The sequence below is a fragment of the Sphaerospermopsis sp. LEGE 08334 genome, from assembly GCF_015207205.1.
Lineage (GTDB): Bacteria > Cyanobacteriota > Cyanobacteriia > Cyanobacteriales > Nostocaceae > Sphaerospermopsis.
On the sequence record NZ_JADEXH010000004.1, the window covers coordinates 19,913 to 43,463 of the forward strand.

Annotated in this window: 20 protein-coding genes and 1 pseudogene; 15 read left to right on the forward strand and 6 right to left on the reverse strand. The window is 37.3% G+C overall.

Features of this window, described 5'->3' with window-relative positions:
- The first annotated feature begins 120 nt into the window (after window positions 1-120).
- The 5 genes from cobG (at window position 121) to IQ237_RS03305 (ending at window position 7,040) form a co-directional block, all read left to right on the forward strand.
- Window positions 121-1,674, forward strand: a complete 1,554-nt coding sequence (cobG, locus tag IQ237_RS03285; RefSeq protein WP_194052283.1) for a precorrin-3B synthase — start codon at window positions 121-123, stop codon at window positions 1,672-1,674.
- A gap of 25 nt (window positions 1,675-1,699) precedes the next feature.
- Window positions 1,700-2,329, forward strand: a complete 630-nt coding sequence (locus IQ237_RS03290; RefSeq protein WP_194052286.1) for a precorrin-8X methylmutase — start codon at window positions 1,700-1,702, stop codon at window positions 2,327-2,329.
- Window positions 2,326-3,030 (forward strand): precorrin-2 C(20)-methyltransferase, encoded by a 705-nt coding sequence (locus IQ237_RS03295; RefSeq protein WP_194052288.1) that lies wholly within the window; start codon window positions 2,326-2,328, stop codon window positions 3,028-3,030. Before IQ237_RS03290 ends, IQ237_RS03295 begins: the two co-directional genes overlap by 4 nt.
- A 615-nt stretch (window positions 3,031-3,645) precedes the next feature.
- Window positions 3,646-5,394 (forward strand): precorrin-3B C(17)-methyltransferase, encoded by a 1,749-nt coding sequence (cobJ, locus tag IQ237_RS03300; protein WP_194052290.1) that lies wholly within the window; start codon window positions 3,646-3,648, stop codon window positions 5,392-5,394.
- Window positions 5,395-6,659: 1,265 nt separating this feature from the next.
- Window positions 6,660-7,040, forward strand: a complete 381-nt coding sequence (locus tag IQ237_RS03305) for a hypothetical protein (RefSeq protein ID WP_194052292.1) — start codon at window positions 6,660-6,662, stop codon at window positions 7,038-7,040.
- A 133-nt stretch (window positions 7,041-7,173) separates the two neighbouring features.
- On the opposite strand, the gene IQ237_RS03310 is transcribed toward IQ237_RS03305, so the two are convergent.
- Window positions 7,174-7,722, reverse strand: coding sequence for a pentapeptide repeat-containing protein (locus IQ237_RS03310; protein WP_194052294.1), 549 nt, complete (start codon window positions 7,720-7,722; stop codon window positions 7,174-7,176).
- Window positions 7,723-8,092: 370 nt separating this feature from the next.
- Here IQ237_RS03310 and IQ237_RS03315 point away from each other — a divergent pair, with 370 nt between their 5' ends.
- Window positions 8,093-8,734, forward strand: a complete 642-nt coding sequence (locus IQ237_RS03315) for a hypothetical protein (RefSeq protein WP_194052504.1) — start codon at window positions 8,093-8,095, stop codon at window positions 8,732-8,734.
- A 467-nt stretch (window positions 8,735-9,201) separates the two neighbouring features.
- Here IQ237_RS03315 and IQ237_RS26980 read toward each other — a convergent pair.
- Window positions 9,202-9,390, reverse strand: a pseudogene (locus IQ237_RS26980) (hypothetical protein); the annotation flags it as partial.
- Window positions 9,391-9,561: 171 nt separating this feature from the next.
- Between IQ237_RS26980 and IQ237_RS03325 the strand changes: the two are divergent.
- A complete protein-coding gene (locus tag IQ237_RS03325; protein WP_190347629.1) occupies window positions 9,562-9,702 on the forward strand; it encodes a hypothetical protein in 141 nt (46 codons plus the stop codon).
- Window positions 9,703-9,897: 195 nt separating this feature from the next.
- Window positions 9,898-12,768 (forward strand): glycerol-3-phosphate acyltransferase, encoded by a 2,871-nt coding sequence (locus IQ237_RS03330; RefSeq protein ID WP_194052296.1) that lies wholly within the window; start codon window positions 9,898-9,900, stop codon window positions 12,766-12,768.
- Window positions 12,769-13,529: 761 nt separating this feature from the next.
- Here IQ237_RS03330 and cynS read toward each other — a convergent pair.
- Window positions 13,530-13,970: a cyanase gene (gene cynS / locus IQ237_RS03335; RefSeq protein ID WP_015214273.1), complete on the reverse strand. Its 441-nt coding sequence runs from the start codon at window positions 13,968-13,970 to the stop codon at window positions 13,530-13,532.
- Window positions 13,971-14,275: 305 nt separating this feature from the next.
- Here cynS and cbiE point away from each other — a divergent pair, with 305 nt between their 5' ends.
- The 3 genes from cbiE (at window position 14,276) to IQ237_RS03350 (ending at window position 17,050) form a co-directional block, all read left to right on the forward strand.
- Window positions 14,276-15,487: a precorrin-6y C5,15-methyltransferase (decarboxylating) subunit CbiE gene (gene cbiE / locus IQ237_RS03340; protein WP_194052298.1), complete on the forward strand. Its 1,212-nt coding sequence runs from the start codon at window positions 14,276-14,278 to the stop codon at window positions 15,485-15,487.
- 81 nt (window positions 15,488-15,568) lie between these two features.
- On the forward strand, window positions 15,569-16,249 hold the full coding sequence (locus tag IQ237_RS03345; RefSeq protein ID WP_194052300.1) for an ATP-dependent Zn protease: 681 nt from the start codon (window positions 15,569-15,571) through the stop codon (window positions 16,247-16,249).
- 51 nt (window positions 16,250-16,300) lie between these two features.
- Window positions 16,301-17,050, forward strand: a complete 750-nt coding sequence (locus IQ237_RS03350; RefSeq protein ID WP_194052302.1) for a Uma2 family endonuclease — start codon at window positions 16,301-16,303, stop codon at window positions 17,048-17,050.
- 102 nt (window positions 17,051-17,152) lie between these two features.
- On the opposite strand, the gene IQ237_RS03355 is transcribed toward IQ237_RS03350, so the two are convergent.
- Together IQ237_RS03355 and IQ237_RS03360 are read right to left on the reverse strand one after the other, a co-directional pair.
- Window positions 17,153-17,380 carry a type II toxin-antitoxin system HicB family antitoxin gene (locus tag IQ237_RS03355; RefSeq protein ID WP_194052304.1) on the reverse strand — a complete coding sequence of 76 codons (228 nt, stop codon included), beginning with the start codon at window positions 17,378-17,380 and terminating at the stop codon, window positions 17,153-17,155.
- Window positions 17,377-17,601, reverse strand: a complete 225-nt coding sequence (locus IQ237_RS03360) for a type II toxin-antitoxin system HicA family toxin (RefSeq protein WP_194052306.1) — start codon at window positions 17,599-17,601, stop codon at window positions 17,377-17,379. Before IQ237_RS03360 ends, IQ237_RS03355 begins: the two co-directional genes overlap by 4 nt.
- Before the next feature lie 187 nt (window positions 17,602-17,788).
- Here IQ237_RS03360 and alaS point away from each other — a divergent pair, with 187 nt between their 5' ends.
- The 3 genes from alaS (at window position 17,789) to IQ237_RS03375 (ending at window position 22,922) form a co-directional block, all read left to right on the forward strand.
- The gene (alaS, locus tag IQ237_RS03365) at window positions 17,789-20,431 is read left to right on the forward strand and encodes an alanine--tRNA ligase (RefSeq protein ID WP_194052308.1); all 2,643 of its coding nucleotides are present in this window, start codon (window positions 17,789-17,791) and stop codon (window positions 20,429-20,431) included.
- A gap of 158 nt (window positions 20,432-20,589) precedes the next feature.
- The gene (locus IQ237_RS03370) at window positions 20,590-21,624 is read left to right on the forward strand and encodes a restriction endonuclease (RefSeq protein WP_194052310.1); all 1,035 of its coding nucleotides are present in this window, start codon (window positions 20,590-20,592) and stop codon (window positions 21,622-21,624) included.
- Window positions 21,621-22,922: a DNA cytosine methyltransferase gene (locus IQ237_RS03375; RefSeq protein ID WP_194052312.1), complete on the forward strand. Its 1,302-nt coding sequence runs from the start codon at window positions 21,621-21,623 to the stop codon at window positions 22,920-22,922. Before IQ237_RS03370 ends, IQ237_RS03375 begins: the two co-directional genes overlap by 4 nt.
- A gap of 94 nt (window positions 22,923-23,016) precedes the next feature.
- Here IQ237_RS03375 and IQ237_RS03380 read toward each other — a convergent pair whose 3' ends face one another.
- Entirely contained in the window at window positions 23,017-23,262 is a 246-nt protein-coding gene (locus IQ237_RS03380; protein WP_228019605.1) for a type II toxin-antitoxin system HicB family antitoxin, read from the reverse strand.
- Window positions 23,263-23,336: 74 nt separating this feature from the next.
- Here IQ237_RS03380 and IQ237_RS03385 point away from each other — a divergent pair, with 74 nt between their 5' ends.
- Window positions 23,337-23,540: a DUF433 domain-containing protein gene (locus IQ237_RS03385; protein WP_194052314.1), complete on the forward strand. Its 204-nt coding sequence runs from the start codon at window positions 23,337-23,339 to the stop codon at window positions 23,538-23,540.
- Window positions 23,541-23,551 lie beyond the last annotated feature (11 nt).

Below are 23,551 nucleotides of genomic sequence, written 5' to 3' on the forward strand. Positions count from 1 at the left end.
GGGTAATCAGAAAATCCAAAATCCAAAATCTAAAATCCCAAATTGAACAAGTCAGAATGCCAACTCTAGGAAATTTATCCCTGTTCTGTCTCCGCGTCGCACGGGGAAGGAGTGACCATTTTGTTAAGTCCATTTACAGCTTGTCCAGGTTTATTTTACACCACACCAGCCCAAGATGGGATCTTATCTCGCCTAAGAATACCTGGTGGCATTTTGAATAGTGAACAGCTACACGCGATCGCCAATATAGCGGATAATTATGGAGGCAGCTATGTTGATGTTACCAATCGCGCTAATTTACAAATCAGAGAAATTAAACAAGAAATAAATATTGATATTCTCCAGCAATTACAAAAAATGGGATTAGGTTCTATTAATCCTGCTGTAGACCATATTCGCAATATTATGACGAGTCCCATTGCGGGTATAGACTCTCAAGAATTAATAGATACTCATCCTCTAGTGAAAGCTTGGGATGAATACATCACAAAAAATTCCCATTTAGGTGGACTTTCGGCAAAATTTAGCGTTGGCTTTGATGGTGGTGGTAAACTTTCTCTGCAACATTTCCCCAATGATATCACTTTTACTGCTGTTCAGGTTTATCAGGGGGGTAGGAAAGAACCGAAGTTCTTTCCTACGGGGAAATGGGGACATGAATTAGTATATCTCATTTTGCATTTTTGTGGTGGTGAAAAAGAAAAATTTTTTATAAATACAGAAATTTTATTAACACCCGCACAATGTATACCATTTTTAGGTGCTTTAGCAGAGGTTTACTTACAGCATACAGATCCTAGTAGCCGACGTAAACCACGCTTGCGGGAGGTTATTGATAATTTGGGCTGGGAAAATTATTTACAACAAGCTACAGAGTATTTAACTGCAAATAGTTTCCAGGTAGCCAAAGAAATAGCATCTCAAAATCTCACACAAATAAGCAAACTCGCAAATTTACATGATGAAGCTAAACATAATAATCATAAAATCTACCATATTGGCATACATCAGCAAAAACAATCAGGATTATATTATATCGGTGTTGTTTTACCCTTGGGACGGTTGCAAACTTGGCAAATGCGGGGTTTAGCTGATTTAGCCGCCAAATATGGTAATAGTAATCTCAGACTCACACCTTGGCAGAATTTACTAATCACAGATATTGCCCAAGAACACATTGCACAAGTGCAAAGAGAAATTGCCCATCTAGAACTGAGTTATTCAGCTACCAATATTAAAAGCGGGTTAGTTTCCTGTTCAGGAAAGCGGGGTTGTGCTGCTGCTGCGACAGACACCAAAACTCACGCTTTAACATTAGGAGAATATTTAGAAACTCACATCACCTTAGATTCTGCTATTAATATTCATTTTAGTGGGTGTGTTAAATCTTGCGCTCAACATCATCAAAGTGATATTACATTGCTAGGAGTGAAAATTGAGGCAGAAAATGAATCCAGGGAAGGATATCAAGTGTATCTTGGTGACGATACCTTACAACAATTTGGTCGTCCAATTTATGAAAATGTGACTTTTGCCGAATTACCTCAACTCATGGAACGAATGTTAAAAGTGTATCAAATGAAACGGGTTAGTTCTCAAGAATCATTTAGAGAATTTGCCAATCGTTATGATATATCTGAACTCAAACAATTGTTCACTGTTCAATCCATTTAAGTCTCAAATTCCAAATATCGAAGCTATGTATAATTATATACGCGATGCTGAAGAAATATACAGAAAATCTTTTGCCATTATTCGCTCAGAAGCTAAATTAGATACCTTACCGGATGATGTAGCGCAAATTGCTGTTCGTTTAATTCATGCCTGTGGAATGCCGGATATAGTTCCAGAGTTAGCATATTCACTTAATGCCGTGGATGCAGGTAGAAAAGCCTTAGCATCTGGCGCACCAATTTTATGCGACTGTCACATGGTTGCACAAGGCATTACCAGAAAAAGATTACCCACCAATAATGCAATTATTTGTTCTTTGAATGATCCAGAAGTACCAACAATAGCCAAACGCTTGGGAAATACCCGATCAGCAGCAGCTTTAGAACTGTGGCGGTTTCATTTAGATGGGGCAGTTGTGGCTATTGGTAATGCACCCACAGCCTTATTTAGATTATTGGAAATGCTAGATGAGGGAGTACCACGTCCGGCATTAATTTTAGGTTTTCCCGTAGGGTTTGTCGGTGCGGCCGAATCAAAAGTCGCTTTAGCAGAAGATAGTCGTGGTGTGCCATTTATGACTTTACATGGGCGACGGGGTGGCAGTGCGATCGCCTCTGCTGCCATTAACGCCATAGCAACCGAGGAAGAAATATGAACTCAAAAGGTCGTCTGTATGGAGTTGGTGTTGGTCCTGGAGATCCAGAACTATTGACATTAAAAGCATTACGCTTAATACGTTCGGCCTCTGTTATTGCCTATCAGTCAGCAATAGACCGGGAAAGTATCGCCAGAAAAATCGTGTCGCCATACTTACCCGGTAATCAAATAGAAGTTTTGTATCATCTTCCCCGCGCCCTAGAACCAGAAAAAGCCAAAGCCATTTATGACAAAGAAGTTGAACCCATAGGTGAACATCTAGCTGCCGGTCGGGATGTCGTTGTATTGTGTGAAGGCGATCCGTTTTTTTACGGTTCTTTCATGTATATCTTCACTCGTTTATCTGAGAAATATCAGACGGAAGTTGTCCCTGGCATTTCTTCCTTAATGGCCTGTCCAGTATCCTTGGGTGTACCCTTCACCTACTACAACGATATTCTCACAGTTCTACCTGCCACCCTGCCCACAGAAATGCTAACTGCCCAACTGCTGGCCACAGATGCAGCCGCCATCATGAAACTTGGCCGTCATTTTGTTAAAGTGCGTGATATCCTGCATCAATTAGGACTAGCTTCACGGGCAAAATATATTGAACGGGCAACAACCACACAGCAAAGAATTGTACCTTTACATGAAGTAGATCCCGCAAAAGTCCCCTATTTTTCTATGATAGTTATACCGACGAAGCAAAGACTTTAATGAGTCAGGAGTCAGGAGTCAGGAGTCAGGAGGCTGGGGAAGAAAGGGAGCTTGTCCTAAGTTGACAATTTCATAGACAAAACTATACTTATATTGACAAAAATCAATATATTTTCCGGAAAAAATCAACTACTTGATATATAATACGGTGATATCAAGTATTGAATTGAGACTATTGCCGACGCGAAAACCAAGCAATGATGGTGGTAGTCTTTTTCAGAAACTTAATTGGAACACAATCGCGTTGGGCTACAGCGTGAAGGTCTACAGAGGGATAACCGCTCCCATGCTCCCGTTGAAGTAGAAAGTAAAGTCTAGCTTTGTCTAGGTTTTATATAGCAGGTTAACCCAGTCACCAGTCAATACTTTTTGGTTAAGCCCAAAACAACGAAATAACGTAGGTTGGGTTGAACGAAGAGAAACCCAACAAACCCTTGTAAATGTTGGGTTTCGTTCCTCAACCCAACCTACAAAAATCTTTAAGCAGTCACCAGTAACCGCGCAATAGTAAGTTAAGAGTCTTGACTTCAGCCTGAAAACCTGATATTGTATATCTTGATAAGGAAGAACTATCTTAAAATAAGTAAAAAATAAGTAAATAAGTTTAAATATTAAATGAAAACAAGGTTTCCACCTGCCGTTGTCATACTGGGTCAAAATAGTATCACAGTAGCAAGGCAAATAATAAATATTTTACCAGGTGCAAAATTATACGGTTTAGCAAGTCGTACCTGTGATGTGGATGTAAGTTTTACAAACTTTGGCGATACACTACGCGAGTTGTTCGCCGCTGGCACACCGATAATTGGTATATGTGCGGCTGGGATTATAATTAGAACTTTAGCACCACTGATTACAGAGAAAAGTCAAGAACCACCAGTATTAGCAGTAGCTGAAGATGGTAGTGCTGTTGTCCCGCTTTTGGGTGGACTAAGTGGGGTAAACGAATTAGCACGTCAAATAGCAGCAGCTTTAAAAGTACAACCTGCCATTACAACTACAGGAGATTTGCGTTTTCGGACAGAGTTGTTATCTCCTCCTTTTGGATATCATTTAGCTAACCCAGAAAATGCCAAAAAATTTATATCTGACTTATTAGCAGGGGCAAAAGTTAAATTAGTAGGAACAGCACCTTGGTTGAGTGAAAGTAAGTTACCGATAGATGAAAATGGGGAGTTAACTATTGAGGTGACAGAAAAAAACGTAATTCCTCAACCTGACTGTTTAGTTTATCATCCCAAAAAAGTAGCGATCGCCATTACTTCCCCCAACTCAGGAACACTTAGCGACATTTACGAACTACTAGAAGAAGTGCAGGTTTCACCCAAAGCAGTCGCAGTTATTCTTGCACCTCTTTACCTCGCTGCTGATCCCATAGTTGAAAACATCGCCCACATTTTTCAAGTACCTATTCGGTTTTTTGCAGTCAGTCAACTGACAAAATTTACCACCCAAGGATACTGTTTTCATGAAGCAGTTGTTTGTGCAGGTACAGAACCAAATAACAAATTTTTGTGTTCTGCATTTTCCCAGATTACTCTGAGTATTTCTCCAGAAATTATCAACCCCGAAACCATCGGACAACCACAGGGAAAATTAGCCATTATTGGTACTGGACCTGGTGCATCAAAATGGATGTCACCCGAAGTTAAAGAAATTCTCAATCATGCTACTGACTTAGTAGGTTATAAAACTTATATCAATTTAATTGGTACATTAGCTGACGGTAAAAAAATTCATGAATCTGATAATAGAGAAGAAGAAGCACGGGCAAAAATGGCCTTAGACTTAGCAGCAACAGGTAAATATGTAGCAGTAGTTTCTTCAGGAGATCCCGGTATTTATGCAATGGCCACCGCAGTTTTTGAAGTCATAGATAAATATCAACAACCAGAATGGCAAACAATTGATATTCAAGTATCCCCTGGTATTTCCGCCATGCAAGCCACCGCAGCAGCTATTGGCGCACCTTTAGGACATGACTTTTGTGTAATTTCTCTTTCTGACATTTTAAAACCTTGGGAAATTATCGCCCAACGTATTACAAACGCAGCCCAAGGTGATTTTGTAATTGCATTTTATAATCCTATTTCCAAAGAAAGAACTTGGCAATTAGAAGAAGCGAAAAATATCTTGCTCAAATACAGAAAACCAGATACTCCAGTAATATTAGGGTGGAATATTGGCAGACCAGGACAAACGGTAAAAGTCATTACTTTGGAACAATTAGAACCAACAGATGCTGATATGCGAACCTTGATTATTGTTGGTTCTTCCCAAACTCGGAAAATTGAAAACAGTGATAGTGATAAAGATATACGGGTTTATACACCACGTCGTTATCAATTGATAATTGACAATTGATAATTGACAATTGTTTCATTCCAGGTTCATTGTTAATTGTCCATTATTGCAAATTCGTGATCCTAAATAAAGCCCCAAGAATAACAGATTATTCTCAGGGCTTGTCATACCTGACCACCTTTACCTTTTTAATTTAATTTAATTTATAAAGAGCATAAATATTAAGAAATTAAAGACATAAATATCGGAATTATGTCCTAAAAATAAGTGACTGATTTTAGTAATTTTTGCTATGCTATTAGACAAATTGTTTTATATAAACAACCAAAATATTTATCAGGTGATTTTTCTGTTGATATTTCCTAGAAAATCGTCAAGATTCAGAAGATAGAATATCCTTAACCCAAGTTGTGCTAACAAAAGTCAAAATCATCATCGGTGTTAAAGTCAGACTTGATAATTTATCTACAAAATTGTTTCTCTGTAATTACAAATTTGACAAAAATTACGTACAAACATTCCGGTAAAGGTCTTTAATCACTAATCAAGGCTTATATAAAAAGATAAAATTCAAGTAGTTATGTCTAGTCTAATGCTTGTAAACTCTTGATTTTTTGGTTTTTATCATCAACAATAAAAGCATCATGTTTCATACATGATTGTAGCCAATAAAAGTGACAGAAGCCCTGATATATGTCCGCTCTTGCGGACATTTTATTATTCATTTTTTAATAGTTAATTTTCAGTCAATATCTAAATTGATTGAATAACTAAAACCCGTCTTTCCCAGGGGAAACGCATCTAAATCTTATTGACAAAATACCGTTTTAATGTATAGACCAATAAATCCCTATTTATCGTTTGATTGATTTTTTCAGGATCATGGTAATGGACTAAAATATTGTCAATAAGTGGTCGTTAATGCGAATATTTTGGTCGTTATTGAGATTGAATCGCCCTTATTGATAAGATGCGTTTCCCCTGCCGTCTTTCCTGTTTCCTTATCCTTGCTGTTTCCTGCCTACACAAATAAATAGGGCTATGACTTCCGTCAGGGATACACAAATCAAACCGAATTACTATATTTACTATATTATTTTTGATGATGCAAAATAATTACGCAGTTTCCTGGTGAGGTGAGATTGTCAAAGTCAAAAGACATAACTACTACAATTATGTCCAAAAAATTAAATAACTGGTCAGTGACTAATACTGACACTCTATAGCACCGGAATCAACTATTATTATTCCTGATAGCTGTTCTCTTGAATTGAAAGATTTAATCGTGTATCCTTAGCAGTCAAGAACATTTATCAAGCAAGATGATGAACAAATTTATACTAAGCCTCTTTTCTTCTCCTGTATTGATTAGCTCCTGGTTGACTATGGGAGTGATGCTCAAGCAAGCCCAAGCGATAGAACCAACAGTTAAAAATACATCCCAGAATACAGCCCAAAGTAAAGATAATTTGTCCTGTATTCGCAATAAACATAAAGTTGGTTTAGTATGTGCTAGAGCTTCTGTATTAGCTCAAATTCCAGCTTATCAAGCCCAAGCAGAAGATTTTGATACTCCTGATGATATTAAGATGCTAGAGTTCAATGTTGAAGAAAGCAATATGGCCGTTGATTTATTTGGCTGTGACTGCCCAGCTTGTATAAATTCTTTACGAGCAATGCGTGGTGTAACACCTTTAGTTTATTAAGGAGTGGTGACTGGTGAGTGGGGAAGAAAATTTTAGATTTTAGATTTTAGATTTTAGATTTTAGATTGGAGATGACAAAAACAATCCAAAATCCATGACTCCTATTCCCCATTTCCCCTTTCCCCTTGAAAAATCAATAACTTCCAGCCCATGTGATCCATGTATGGGATAAACCTATATGCAGAACTTCCTCAGTCATCTCTGGTTCAGAAATGATTGCATTAGTTAAATCTGCATCATAGAGTTCTGATTCTTCAATATTGCTACCAATCAAATTGGCTTTTTGAAGATTAGCACTGCTGAAATCAGCACCACTGATATCTGCTTCACTGAGGTTTGCACCCAGTAGATTAGCTGACGTTAAATTTGCGGCTCGCAAGTCTGCACGACTGAGGTTAGTTTCCTGGAAATTAACTCTTGTTAAGTCAGCACCAATCAAATTTACTTCACTCAAGTTTGCACCTTGCAAATTTGCACCATTGAGATCGGCATTGGTCAAATTTGCTCTAGATAGATTAGATTTACTCAAGTTTGCTTCACTTAAATCAGCACCACTCAAGTCAGCTTCAGATAAATTAACACCAGTTAATTCAGCTTGAGTTAGCTGTGCCTGATGCAGAATTGCTCCCTGAAAATTCCGTTTTCCTGATGTATATTGACTCAGGAAGCTATTAGCGTCCATAATTTTACCTCTCTGTGTCTTTAGATAAGTTCAACTCCTCAAACCACAGAAAATACGATTAGGTTATTCTATTCTATTGTGCTAAAGATTTTTAGATTTGGAATCTTTCCTGAGTAGAAAGATAGCAGAAGTCAGGAGTCAGGAGTCGTAGGGGCGAAGCATTCGGAAAATAACCTGGGACAAAAATTGATAATTGGTCGTCCGAATGCTTCGCCCTTATTGTGGTCTAAAGACATGAAAACTGCTATAATCTGCAATCTGCTGTATTCATGCCATCAGCTATCAGACAGATTACCAATTTTGGGAGAAGTTGGGTAGCTTGTTGATCAAGGTTAAAATCTATTTAGACATAGAAAAAACAACTATTAACATGACGGCTGATTTGACATCTACTACCATGCCTGATTTTGTCAGTATCTTAACTCAAACTGCGATCGCCTATCGAGAGGGAAATAAACCTCCCGCTGCGGAAATAGTTGTCAATGCTTTACTAGCAGCAGAAAAATCTGCCAAGCAGCAACGCCTAAATTATCCGTTTGAATTTTTGATGGGTAAATGGCGGCTTTGTTTTGCTACTGGTACTAAGAAAGTTAGACAGCGTGGGGGAATTATTTTGGGTAAGGGTTTTTATTTACCAAAGTTTGCCGCAGTTTATATTTCTTTTAGTGCCAGTTTAGATGATGCCAGTTTACAACAATCGGCGAGTAAGGGTGAAATTGCTAATCAGGTTCAACTGAGTCCGATGTTGTTAAAACTGACGGGACCAGCGCAATATTTAGGGAAGAAAAATCTCTTGGCTTTTGATTTTACCCAGATGCAAGTTAGTTTATTTAATCGTGTTGTTTATCATCAGCGGATTCGTTCTGGTAAAGTTCAATCAGAGGATTTTTATAGTCAATCTATTGCTAAATTACCTTTTTTTGCTTTCTTTTTAGCAACGGAAGATTTTATCGCTGCTCGCGGTAGAGGTGGGGGTTTAGCTATTTGGATTCGAGAAAATTCAAACAATTAAATACAGCACTTTCCGGTCTAATAAGGTACACTATGGGCGGGCAAGACTTGTACTGAGCGGTTAGTGAGCGCAGTCGAACTATGTCGAAGTATGCCCACCCCACAAGAGTTTTATTATTATGATTTGTATCTCATAGCAATGAAATCTGCTGTATTATAGCTGTAAACAAAGTATATAGGACATCTATTGATAATTAAACTCCCGCTAAAATCAGCCTTTACTCCTGAATCATGTAGGGGTTTAGCATTGCTCCCACCCCTACTTTCTATTTGATTTTAAATTATGTGATATAAGCTTTGGGGGTTATCAATTGAGTCTAATTATGGTAAAAAATCTAGATAATTAATTTGCTGTTCTTTGGTAAAATCAGATAAACGTTGACGAGCAAAAATTTCATAATCACGGGGTTTTTGTTTAATTAAATAACGCTGCAAAAATTATATAATTGCTAAAGGCAGTTTATGATCGTTTCCCATTTTGCGAGTGCTTTGATTGGGTGCTAATAAATAACCAATTTGTTCATCACCAATGTAAATGAGAGGATTAGCAAAACCAAACAGCGATACCTTCGGTAAGCTTCGCTAACTCAAACCCAACTCGATCACCGCCAACAACCCCACAAATACCGCCAAAATCACCATCAACACTGTTTTCACCTGCAATACCTTTCATTGAATAGTATTTAATGATACTATACATTCCCCAATCACCAATCACCAATCACCTATTCCCAAAATAATAATGTGAATTTAACATCATTAGGTGAACAGAAGGACTACAATCAAATCGGACAGACTGGGAGTGTAACAAAGGAGGCTTACAAAAGTATGTCCGACTTAAATCGCGGAATTATGAAATTTGAAGGTGCAGATTCACCAAAAGTAGTCACAATCTCTACTGTGCTAGTTTTGGGATCTATAGCAGCACTCATCCTGTGGGCGTTGCAATCTGCCTATGCGTTAAACTAGGATCTAAACTAGGATCATTGATAGGCTTAAAGGACACTGACAACGAAGGTTAACCTAGCTGCTCAGTGTCCACAAACACATAAATCAAACAGTCAAACAAACAGTCAAAAAAAATAATTAGAAATAATTCAAATTTAGATTTGCGATTTGCAATTTTAGATGGAAGATAAATCTAAAATACAAAAACAATAATAAATGTTTCAGCTTTGGGGTTTATTAGTTATTTTAATTACTTGCCCACTCTTAGGGGCAATGCCGCTAATTGCTTGGATTACATACGCTATCAAGCGTCAGCGATTAGGACAAATGGGTACAGGAAATATTAGCGTCTCTGCTGCTTTCTACCACGGTGGTAAACTGGTGGGTATTTTAGCAGTGCTGTCGGAAGCTTTTAAAGGAATTGCAGCAGTATCAATTGCCCGTATTTTTTTTCCTGAAGGTTCATTTTGGGAATTGATAGCTTTGATCGCCTTAGTAATAGGTAGATATTCTTTAGGGAGAGGAGCAGGAACAACAAACGTAGTTTGGGGATTTTTGATGCACGACCCCCTGATCGCCGGATTTGTGAGTTTAGTAGCAGCTATTGGTTTTATCATTTTGCGCTCTAAACAAGCGATTAAATATGGGGTTTTGATTTTATTTCCCGTATTTGTAGCAGTCTTACATTTTAATGATTTGCCAAAAATTCTTGCTGCTTTTGCATTAGCGGGATTAGTCGGTTGGATTTATCAACAAATGCCTGATGACATGGATCTGCCAGTGGCAGCAGCAGACACAGAATCACAACCGATGATGCAATATTTAAGCGGTGGTGAGCAAACGATTATCACTTTAGATGATGACCTAGAACCAGAGGTATTTGGAGCTAAGGCAGCTACATTATCACAAATCAAACGCTGGGGTTATCCCGTGCCAAAAGGCTGGATTTTAGCGCCCTTTGATGATCCTGCCCTGTTGATTGATTTTCTGCAACCATCATCCCTGTCACCCTTAGTAGTGCGTTCTTCTGCGATTGGGGAAGATTCTCAACAAGCGTCTGCGGCTGGACAATACGAAACAGTATTGAATGTTACTAATAAACAAGAGTTAGAACTTGCGATCGCCCAAGTTCAAGCCTCCTATAATCATCCTACGGCTGTAGAGTATCGCCGCAATCTTGGTGCTAAGGATGCGGCCATGGCCGTATTGATTCAACCCCAAGTCCAAAGTGTATATTCTGGTGTGGCCTTTAGTCGTGATCCCATAGCCCAACAAGGTGATGCAGTCATCATTGAAGCAGTATCAGGTAGTCCTACTCAAGTTGTTTCTGGGAAAATTACACCAGAACAATATCGGGTGTTTGTTGCAGGTGAAGATAAATTATCTACAGTGAAATTTGAGGGAGAAGGAAAAATTCCCCAACCATTAATTAAACAAGTAGCATATTTAGCCCGAAGATTAGAAAAACGTTATCATGGCGTTCCCCAAGATGTAGAGTGGAGTTATGACGGACAAACTCTCTGGGTATTGCAAGCAAGACCAATTACCACCTTACTACCAATCTGGACAAGGAAAATCGCCGCTGAAGTCATTCCCGGTGTGATTCATCCCTTAACGTGGTCAATTAATTTACCCTTGACTTGTGGGATGTGGGGAGAACTGTTCACGATAGTCTTAGGTGACAAAACCCGCGAGTTAGATTTCACCAAAATGGCAACGCTGCATTATTCTAGAGCTTACTTTAATGCTTCCTTTTTAGGTGAAGTGTTTCTGGAGATGGGTTTACCGCCAGAAAGTTTGGATTTTTTAACCAGAGGCGCGAAAATGAGTAAACCGCCTCTAGCTTCCACCTTGGAGAACTTACCAGGATTGACAAAGCTGTTACAGCGGGAAATCAGCTTAGAAAAGGAATTTAAGCGAGATTATCGTCAAAGGTTTATTCCGGGGTTGACAAAATTATCACATGAAATAATTGAGGAATTATCAGCACCGCAGTTGTTAACCAGAGTTGACATGATTCTTGATCTGCTCAACCAGGGTACTTACTACAGTATTTTATCTCCCTTGAGTGCTGCTATCCGGCAAGCGGTGTCTGGGGTGAAAGAGGAGCAAATTGATCACAGTATTACTCCTGAAGTAGCATCATTGCGATCGCTGAAACTTTTAGCCGCAGATGCCCAAGAAATCTTACCGGAGATTGAGCCAGAAAGAGTTTTTGAGCAATTGGAACAAATTCCAGAAGGACAGCGAATTTTAGATGATTTTGCCGAAATATTGGAAGATTATGGTTATTTGAGTGAAGTGGGAACTGATATTTCCGTCCCCAGATGGAAAGAACAACCTCACCTAGTCAGACAAATCTTTGTCCAGTTCATCCAAGCACATGAAAGTGCAAATGCGGATGAGTCCAAACAACGTCACCAAGGTTTTGTACAAAGCCGTGTGGATCTTAAAGGAAGAGTCACAGAAGTTTATTCTCGCTTATTGGCGGAATTACGCTGGACGTTTTTAGCTTTAGAAAAGCTTTGGCTCAAAGATGGTTTATTAAAGCAAACAGGGGATATCTTCTTTTTGAAATTGGGAGAAGTGCGACGTTTAGCAGCAAACGCTGATCCAGAACTGAGAGATAAAGTTGCTGAGTTATTGCAAAAGCGGCGATCGCAATTTCTCGAAGATAGCCAAATTACTCAAATTCCGCCTCTCGTTTACGGCAACAATCCCCCCCATCCTATCGCTGCACCCATTGATACCTCTGACCATATTTTACTAGGTATTCCCGCCAGTCAAGGACAGGCCGCAGGACAAGTTAAGGTGGTGAGAAATTTACAGGAAGCAGGGGAAATTAATAAACAGACAATTCTGGTTGTACCTTATACCGATTCTGGTTGGGCGACTATTTTAGTTAGAGCCGGGGGAGTCATAGCCGAAGCTGGTGGTAAACTTTCTCATGGGGCGATTGTTGCTCGTGAATACGGGATTCCCGCAGTTATGGATGTACGCGGTGCTACCTATCTTCTTCAGGATGGTCAACAAGTACGCATTGATGGTTCTAAAGGTATTGTTGAACTGGAGGAATTTTTAGCGTGACAGGTGACAGGTGACAGAAGAAGCAGGGGGGGCAGGGGAGAAGAGTTACTGACTCGTTCCCATGCTCTGCATGGGAATGAAATAAGAAGGCTCTGCCTTAACCTCAAATCGTCACCAGGTAATGGTTAAAAAATGTGTTTCCAAGGAGTAGGTATCTTAATGCGTGTTGGGGAGCGCATTTCGATAGGGTTTGCTGAAAAAGTTATCTGTGAAGGACCAGTGACAGGTGACAGGTGCTACGCCACGGTGACAGTTTCAAGAGTTGGATAGGAACGATTTTTTCTTTAAGTAGGAATTAAATGCAAGGTTTTTAAGTTTCCACCCTGTAAAAGCTTGCACTTTTTTAACTTCCAGCAGGCTAAGACCCTTTACCTGTAATCTTTTCATGTTTATTCAGCAAGCCCTCGATACTTGATAATACCAAGGATGAGTAGATTTGATGGCTGCTACTAACCATTTATGTAAATCTGCTATATAAAACCTAGACAAAGCTAGACTTTACTTTCTACTTCAACGGGAGCATGGGAGCGGTTATTCCTCTGTAGACTTTCACGCTGTAGCCCAACGCGATTGTGTTCCAATTAAGTTTCTGAAAAAGACTACCACCATCATTGCTTGGTTTTCGCGTCGGCAATAGTCTCAATTCAATACTTGATATTACCGTATTATATATCAAGTAGTTGATTTTTTCCGGAAAATATATTGATTTTTGTCAATATAAGTATAGTTTTGTCTATGAAATTGTCAACTTAGGACAAGCTCTACCACTTTTTGTACGGTAGGAATTTACCAGACATGGTAATTTTCACGCGATCGCCTTTGGGGTCTACCTCTTTTTCTACATCTAAGGTAAAGTCAATTGCACTCATAATCCCATCACCAAACTTTTCTTGAATTACTTCCTTGATCGGGAAGCCATAGACCTGCATAATTTCATAGAAGCGGTAAATCAGTGGGTCTGTTGGGACAACAGGCCCCAATCCCTTGACTGGATATTTGGTCAATTCTTGGATATAGATGGGGGCTAAATCCAATGCTTCTACTAATAACTTAGCTTCTTCAGGTGATGCACTAGCTTGACGGTAGAATATAGCCGCAATGTATACTTCATCCAGTCCCAGAATTTTTTCTAAATCAGCAAAGCTTAAACCTTTCTCTTTCTTTGCCTCTAATAAAGTTTGCGTAATTTCAGGAATAGACATCTGGTAAATTTAAAAGTAAATAATTTTGCACGAATAAATCTTACCATGATAACGTAAACTAGGCAAAGTTTTAGATGTTAAATAAGAGGACTTCTGGAATCACTGCAATTACCTCTGGATAAGTGTTTCAAGCAATATGGCGGAATTTTTCTTGAATCGTTGCCATACCCCTGATTCATACTCACTGGTATGGCATGATGCCAGTGGTGTTGTCGATTAAGGCTCTTAAGGTGAAGGCATACTCGAAGCATAAAAAAAGTCTCTGGAGTATTGATTAAATGAAATTCAAATAATAATGACGAATTATGCAAAAGTGGTTATCAATTATCGGCATCGGTGAAGATGGAATTGATGGTTTAAATAACATCGCTATTTCTATTCTTAACCAAGTTCAAATTATCATCGGTGGGGAACGTCATCTAGCTATGTTACCCCCTGAAGATTATAGGGAAAAAATCACTTGGAAATCTCCTTTTAATAATTCTATTCAAGAAATTATAAACCGTCGTGGTGAAGGGAAATCAATATGTATTTTAGCTAGTGGCGATCCAATGTGTTATGGTGTGGGTGCTACTATTATTAAACATATTCCTATTGATGAAATTACTATTATTCCCTCACCTTCCGCTTTTAGTTTAGCTTGTTCTCGGTTAGGTTGGAACTTTACAGAAACAGAAACTTTAAGTTTATGCGGTCGTCCTGTTTCTTTACTGCAATCTTATATTTATTCTGGTGCGAAATTATTAATTTTAAGTGCAGGCAAAAATACACCGGAAACTGTTGCTGAAATATTAACAAAACGCGGTTATGGTAATAGTAAAATTACCGTTTTAGAAAGAATGGGCGGTATGAATGAACGAATTTTCACAGGTGTTGCTAATAGTTGTAAAGAAAGAGATATTGCATCTTTAAATACAATTGCAGTAGAATGTATTGCAGATTTAGGAATAACTGGTTTATCAAGATTTCCTGGTTTACCTGATAATGCTTTTCACCATGATGGACAGTTAACAAAACGAGAAGTCAGGGCGGTGACATTATCAACATTAGCACCTTTACCTGGCGAATTACTTTGGGATATTGGGGCGGGTTGTGGTTCTATTTCTATAGAATGGATGCGAAGTAATATGAGATGTGGGGCGATCGCCATTGAACAGAATACCACAAGATTAAATTATATAGCTGATAATGCAGCAGCTTTAGGTACACCTAATTTACAAATTATTGCTGGAAAATCACCAGAAGTTATCCAAAATTTACCCACACCTGACGCTATTTTTATCGGTGGAGGAGTCACCGCACCAGGATTATTTGATATTTGTTGGAATGCTTTAAAAATAGGGGGAAGAATGGTAGCTAATGTTGTCACCTTAGAAGGGGAAAAAACATTATTTGAATGGTATGAAAAAGTCGGGGGGAATTTTACCAGGATATCTATTCAACGTGCAGAACCCATTGGTAAATTTTTAGGTTGGAAAGGAATGTCTCAAGTTACGCAATGGGTAGGATATAAATAGAATGTGATATATGTGATATAATTTTAATATTACACTCTTTGAAAGATAACTTTACACAATTTATTTAAATAAAAACTTCCCATGAATCAAACCGCTATCAATCTTATTGCTATCTCTGTTTTCCTAATGACGCTTTCTAGTTTATTAGGTCCATTAATTAATCTCTCTCCCACTATCCCAGCTTTAACAATGTTGGGATTTTTAGGAATTGCCACTTTAGATAATTTCAGTTTTCAAGGAAAGGGAGGTACAATAGTTTTAGATTGGTTAGCGCGACTTTCTCCCACTTATAAAGAGAGAATTATTCATCATGAAGCGGGACATTTTTTAGTAGCTCATTTATTAGGAATTAGCGTAACTGGTTATACCCTGAGTGCGTGGGAAGCATGGAGAAAAGGACAACCAGGACAAGGTGGAGTAATATTAGAAGATAATGAAATTGCTCAACAGTTGGAACGGGGTAAAATAGGCGTTTCAATGGTAGAAAAATATGGTAATATTTGGATGGCAGGAATAGCCGCAGAAATGTTAGTTTTTAAATCTGCTGAGGGTGGTGGAGATGATAAAGCTAGGTTAAATCAATTTTTAACAGCTTTGGGTTTTGAGGAGAAAATTTTTGAACAGAAACAGAGATTTCATTTACTGCAAGCGAAAAATTTGATCCAGGAAAATTGGGATAAATATCAAAGTTTAGTGAATGCAATGAGAAAAGGGGTTGATGTGGAAGAATGTAAAAAGGTAATTGGTAAAATTGCGACATAATAGAAATATAGAAATATAGAAATATAAACTATCTATTGAGGACAGGGAAAAATGTATCAAACAGATCCGCCACTTTCCCCGAAAGAAACATTACCCACAATGTATGATCTACCCAGTGAAGATCCAGAGGAGAAAGGTTTGCCAGATCAATTTCATTTATTACAACCACAATTATTATCAGAAACATTTGCTCCTGCTAATTATAAGATGGAGGAAATATTTACAGGCAGTGACATTAATTTGTATTATGATTCTCGTCATACCTTGTGGTATAAACGTCCTGATTGGTTTGCGGCTTTAGGTGTACCATATTTATATGGTGAACAGCAAGATTTAAGATTAAGTTATGTAGTTTGGCAAGAAGGGGTTAATCCTTATATTGTGGTAGAATTACTATCACCAGGAACAGAAAAAGAAGATTTAGGTCAAACATTGCGAGATGTGGAAAAACCACCCGGTAAATGGGAAATTTACGAGCAGATTTTAAGAGTACCTTATTACGCAATTTTTGATCGTTATCAATCTGAATTTAGGATGTTTCAATTAAATGGCGATCGCTATACTGAAACAACTTTAACAAATTACCGGTTCTGGATACCCAGCATAGAATTAGGTTTAGGAGTTTGGGAAGGGAGTTATAAAAATGTGAATATGCCTTGGTTGCGGTGGTATGATCAAAATGGTAATTGGGTATTAACTCCCACAGAATTTGAAAGACAACGTGCAGATCAAGAAAGACAAAAAACAGAAAGATTAATTGCACAATTGCGTGCTTTAGGTGTTGAACCTGAGATAGATTAAAAATTCAAAATTCAGATCCCCGACTTCTATGAAGAAATCATTATTTATTGATAGGATTTAATAAAGAAGTCCGGGATCTTAGCTCTTTTCTAATTGCATAAATTAAGCCACATTAAGTAATTGTTCTAAAGATTTAGCAATAGGTAAAGGTTTACCATCTTCTTGATATTCAGAAACCAACATTTCTATTACTTCCTGAGCATTTTTCACAGCTTCTTCATAAGTGTTACCATGAGTATGATATTTTTGAGTAGGAAATTCAGGTAAATGAACTAAATAACATTGATCTTCATTACTCCAGTGAATAATGATAGTATATGGTAAATTCATTCTTCTGACTCCTCTTTTTGAATTGATTTTAATTTAGCTAATTTTTCCTTAACTTCTTTTTCTATATATAGTTTAGCATCATCTCCATCTTTTCCAGAAATAGTAATAGGATCTTCTGGTAATAAAGGATGATACCAACGAGTATGACTTCCTTTTGCTGAACGGTAAATAAACCCAGCTTTTTTAAGTAGGCTTTTTAATTCTCTGATTTTTTTAGGCATTTTTTTAACTTAAAAATTATCAAAGTATCTCAATAGATGTTAATTTGATACCAAGGAGCAATAGGACACTTTATACAAAAGATGGTGAAAGCTAACTATAGCTCTAATTTTATGGCATAACTAATAAATAGTAATGATGGTTTTCGCAAACCTAACCAACTAATTAAAATTGATTTCGTAAACACTCATGTCATCAACTCCCCAGTATCTTAGCGGTAACGATATTCGCGCTTTATTCCTTGACTTCTACACCCAACGGGGACACCAACCGCTTCCTAGTGCATCCCTCGTACCAGAAGATCCCACCGTACTGCTAACCATAGCGGGGATGCTACCATTTAAACCGATATTTTTAGGACAGCGCACACCGGAATTTAAACGCGCTACCACATCTCAAAAATGTATCCGTACCAATGATATCGAAAATGTGGGACGGACAAAACGCCACCATACATTTTTTGAGATGTTAGGTAATTTTAGCTTTGGTGATTATTTTAAAGAACAAGCGATCGCCTGGGGTTGGGAAATTTCCACCCAAGTTTTTCGTTTACCTCCCGAACGTTTAGTAGTTAGCGTTTTTGAAGAAGACGACGAAGCATTTAACATCTGGAAAGATAAAATTGGAGTTTCAGAAAAACGCATTAAACGCATGGGAGAAGATGATAATTTTTGGGTTTCTGGTCCCACTGGTCCCTGCGGTCCTTGTTCAGAAATTTATTATGATTTTCACCCAGAATTAGGAGATGATCACATTGATTTAGAAGATGATACCCGATTTATCGAGTTTTATAACTTGGTATTTATGCAATATAATCGGGACACAGAAGGAAATCTCACCCCATTACAAAATAAGAACATTGACACCGGAATGGGTTTAGAGAGAATGGCGCAAATTCTCCAAAAAGTTCCTAACAATTATGAAACAGATTTGATTTTCCCCCTAGTAGAAACTGCGGCGAAAATTGCCAAAATTGACTATCATCAAAGTGATGAAAATACCAAAGTTTCTTTAAAAGTCATTGGTGATCATGTTCGTTCTGTTGTAAACATGATCGCCGATCAAATTCGTGCTTCTAATGTGGGTAGAGGTTACATTTTACGGCGTTTAATTCGTCGCGTTGTCAGACATGGAAGATTAATTGGAATTTCTGGGGAATTTATTAACCAAGTTGCAGAAACCGCAATTTCTCTTTCTGAAAATGTTTATCCCAGTTTGCGACAAAGGGAAGCATCTATTAAAGCAGAGTTAGCAAGAGAAGAAGCTAATTTCTTGAAAACCTTAGAAAGAGGTGAAAAGCTCTTAGCGGAAATTATCCAAGAAGTAAAACAAAAAGGTTTAACTTCTATTAGTGGTGAAAGTGCATTTACCTTATATGATACCTACGGTTTCCCATTAGAATTAACACAAGAAATCGCTGAAGAACAGAATTTAACAGTTGATGTTGATGGTTTCAAAGCAGAAATGCAGAAACAGGTAGAACGTGCAAAAGCAGCACACGAAACCATTGATTTAACTGTACAAGGTTCTTTAGATAAACTTGCAGAACATATCCATTCTACAGAGTTTATAGGATATACTCAATTAGCAATAACAGCAAAAATTGAAGTATTGTTAGTTAATGGTATTTCCCAAGAAGAAGCGGAAGCAGGAACAGAAGTACAAATAGTTCTGGATAAAACCCCATTTTATGCGGAATCTGGGGGACAAATCGGAGATAAAGGTTATATTTCCGGTGATGGAATTTTAATCAGAATTGAAGATGTGAAAAAAGAATCTGATTTCTTTGTTCACTTTGGTAAAATTGAACGTGGTACAATTAGAATTGGTGACGATGTAACCGCCCAAATTGATACCGCTTGTCGTCGTCGCGCTCAAGCTAATCATACAGCAACTCATTTATTACAAGCTGCATTAAAGAAAGTTGTTGATGAGGGAATTTCCCAAGCTGGATCATTAGTTTCTTTTGATAGCTTGCGGTTTGATTTTAACTGTCCTCGCGCTTTAACTGCGGATGAAGTTCAACAAGTTGAAGAATTAGTAAATAGTTGGATTTCTGAAGCGCATTCAGCCAAAATAGAAGTATTACCTTTAGCAGAAGCAAAAGCTAGAGGTGCGATCGCAATGTTTGGTGAAAAATACGGTGATGAAGTACGAGTAATTGATTTCCCTGGTGTTTCAATGGAATTATGTGGGGGAACTCATGTTAATAATACTGCGGAAATTGGCGTTTTCAAAATCATTTCTGAAGCGGGAGTTTCTTCAGGAGTGAGAAGAATAGAAGCGGTATCTGGTGCATCGGTTTTAGATTATTTGAATGTGCGAGATCAAGTTACTAAAGATTTGTGTTTCCGCTTTAAAATCAAACCGGAAGAAATACCCGACAGAATCACAACTTTACAAACCGAACTCCGCAACAGCGAAAAAGCAATTCAAACCCTAAAATCACAACTTGCAATAGTTAAATCTGACAGTTTATTAACAACTGCGGAAACACTGGGAGAACATAAAATTATTGTTTCTCAACTGGAAGATGTTGACGCAGAATCATTAAAAGATGCCGCAGAAAGATTACTGCAAAAAATTGGTAATGGTGCTGTGGTTTTAGGTTCTATTCCTGAAGAGGGAAAGGTAAGTATTGTTGCTGCTTTTAGTTCCCAAGTGAATAAAAAAGGATTACAAGCGGGTAAATTTGTAGGTGCTGTAGCTAAAATTTGTGGTGGTGGTGGTGGTGGAAAACCCAATCTCGCGCAAGCTGGGGGAAGGGATGCAAGTAAGTTACCGCAAGCTTTGGAAACTGCGAAAAATGATTTATTAGCAGGGTTGAAATAGGAGTTTAAAGAATAATGTAGAGGCGTTTTCTGTAGCGTCTCTACATCATTATCAAGATTTTATGTGAAGTTGTAAACAATTGTTAAATAAACTGACTTCTTAATTTTTATCTACATTGAATTGCATAAAATATAAAACTTACCGTAAAAAATTATTATATGCCAAATTACGCTAGAGACATCAAGACATTACAGTCTTACGCCGCAATGTGGTGGCCTACAAATCTCAAGGATAAAAATGCTACGGTCAGCATTATTCCTAGATTACTGGAAACCCAAGATGATTTCATTTCCATTTTACAATTGAGCAAAAAAAATCCTACACAAATTTTCGACCTTGTAGAAGCAGCGAAATTTCCAGCAAACTTATTCCTAAAGCACTTGGTTGTCATTTCAGACTATGGTGGTGAACCGATGAAAAAGCTAGGAAAAAGTTTCACAAATATTTTTACTAAAAAAGATCAGACAGGTAAACCAATCATGGATTATGTCTGGAGAGGGAGAAATTATCAATATGTGTTTGAATCTATGCCCGTTAAAGGCATATTAGATAATAAAAAGCTTAATATTGATGGAGAAGGGTTGCAATCCGAGAAACCTTTTGACAGTCTTAAACGTGATATGACTATGATTTTACTTTATGCCAGTACATCTGAAGTTTCAGACTATGCTGGCTTAGATGTCTGTATTTTGGGTTCTTTACTTGGTGATGAAATTGCATTAGAGCATCATATAAAGCAAATATATATAGTGGTTAGTCGCATAACTGGGGGAGCTAATGCTAATTCTTTAGGACAATTAGCACAACGTTATATAGTTGAGTACCTCAAAGAAAAATTGGGAAGTGAATTTGAAATTACCAGCAATGGGTCAATTATTTTACCAGGTTATGCTAAAAAAACTGGAATACCTTTTGATATAGTTGTCACAAAAGCAGGTAAAAAAGTGGGTATTGAAATCAGTTTTCAAGTAACAACCAATAGCACAATAGAAAGAAAAGCAGCACAGGCATCTGAAAGGCAAACTCTGATGAAAAATGCGGGTTATAAAATAGCCTATGTCATTGATGGGGCTGGAAATTTTGAACGTTCTGCGGCTATCTCTCAAATTTGTTTGTATAGTGATTGCACAATTGCTTATTCTGATAGTGAGTTTGATGTTTTAATTGATTTTTTACATGAGAGTTTGTCATGATTCGTTTTATTGATCTTTTTGCAGGTATTGGTGGAATGAGACTTGGTTTTCAGCAAGCGTGTGATTCTTTGGGAATAAAATCTCAATGTGTACTTAGCTCGGAAATTGATAAAAAAGCTATTGAAACTTATAAACTAAACTTTAATGATCAACCTACAGGAGACATTAGAGAAATTAATATTATACCTGAATTTGATTTTATGCTTGCTGGCTTTCCCTGCCAACCTTTCTCTTATGCAGGTAAACAACAAGGTTTTGGAGATACAAGAGGTACACTATTTTTTGAAATTGAAAGACTCCTGAAAATTTATCAACCACAGGCTTTCATCCTGGAAAATGTTCGTGGTTTAACGACACATGATCAGGGAAGAACATTTAAAACAATTATTAATTCATTAGAAAATCTTGGTTATGGTATTCATTATCTTTTACTTAACAGTAGTAACTTTGGTGTACCACAAAATCGTGTCCGTATATATATAATTGGATTACTTGGAAAAAAACCAAAAATTACACTTAATTCAGATAGAGGTGCTATTGACTCCCATAGTTTTAAGGAAAAACTATATCAACTGAGTCTTTTTAGTGATATTTATTCAGTTGTTAAGGTTAAAGATATTCTGGAAGACAAAGTTTCAGATAATTATTATCTTTCTAAAAAATTTGAACAACAACTATTTGATGCTGTTGATGGTGAATTTGAAAAACTTCATGGTGTTCGTCTAATTGATTTTCGTGGTGGCAATTCTATCCATTCTTGGGATTTAGGTATTAAAGGAAAATGTACCAGAGATGAACGTGATTTTATGACTGCTTTAATATCACATAGAAGACATAAAGAATTTGGTGAACATCAAGATGGTAAAAGTTTAACGATAGAACAAATTAAAACATTTTTTGATCATGAGAATATCGAAAATATTATTTATTCACTGATTGAGAAAAAATATCTTAAAGAAATAAATGGAAAATATAATCCTGTCAGCGGAAATATGTCTTTTGAGGTGTTTAAATTTCTTGATCCTGAAAGTATTTCTATAACCCTAACATCATCAGATGCTAATAAATTGGGTGTAGTCCAAAATGGGAAACCGAGAAGAATAACCCCTCGTGAATGTGCAAGATTACAAGGTTTTCCAGATTCTTATATTCTCCATCCTAACGATAATGCAGCATATAAACAGTTTGGTAATGCTGTGACAGTCACCGTAATTCAAGCAATTGTAGAAAATTTTATTAAGCATAATAGTATTAAAGAAACCACTTTATTTCCTAGAGTTATTCCTATACTGAAATGATTATATTTTATTTATACAGCAGTTTCGAGGTTGATGAGGTACAGTAACCGATTGAACTTCAAGTTTTAAAACTATCCTCCAAAATTGGTGTACCTCATTTACTCCAAAATTGCTGTATATTCACTGCAACTTTACCAACTTCTGTAGAAGGTTTAGGTATAGGTTTTCCATCTTCTTTCAATACTTCCAAATACAATTCTATAGCTTCTTTAATTAGTTCTTCTGTTTCTTGTAAGGTATCACCACAAGCAACACATCCCGGTAAATCTGGAACATAAGCACCCCAGTTTTTATCACCACATTCATAAATTACTGCATATTCAATTATTTTTGTTTTCATTTTTCAGATATACAATCTGGTAAACTATAATTCTAATTATAAATTTATTCGAGAATTTCCCCATCATATTAACCATGCAAAAACTTACAAGAATTACCCGCAACCCTGAAGTAATGGATGGTAAACCCTGCATCCGAGGAATGCGTGTCACCGTTGGTACTATCGTTGGTTTAATGGCATCTGGACATAGTTTAAATGACATTCTCAAAGCCTATCCTTACCTGGAAGAAGGGGATATTTATGAAGCATTAGCTTATGCTGCTTGGCGGGCTGAATAAAATGATATAAA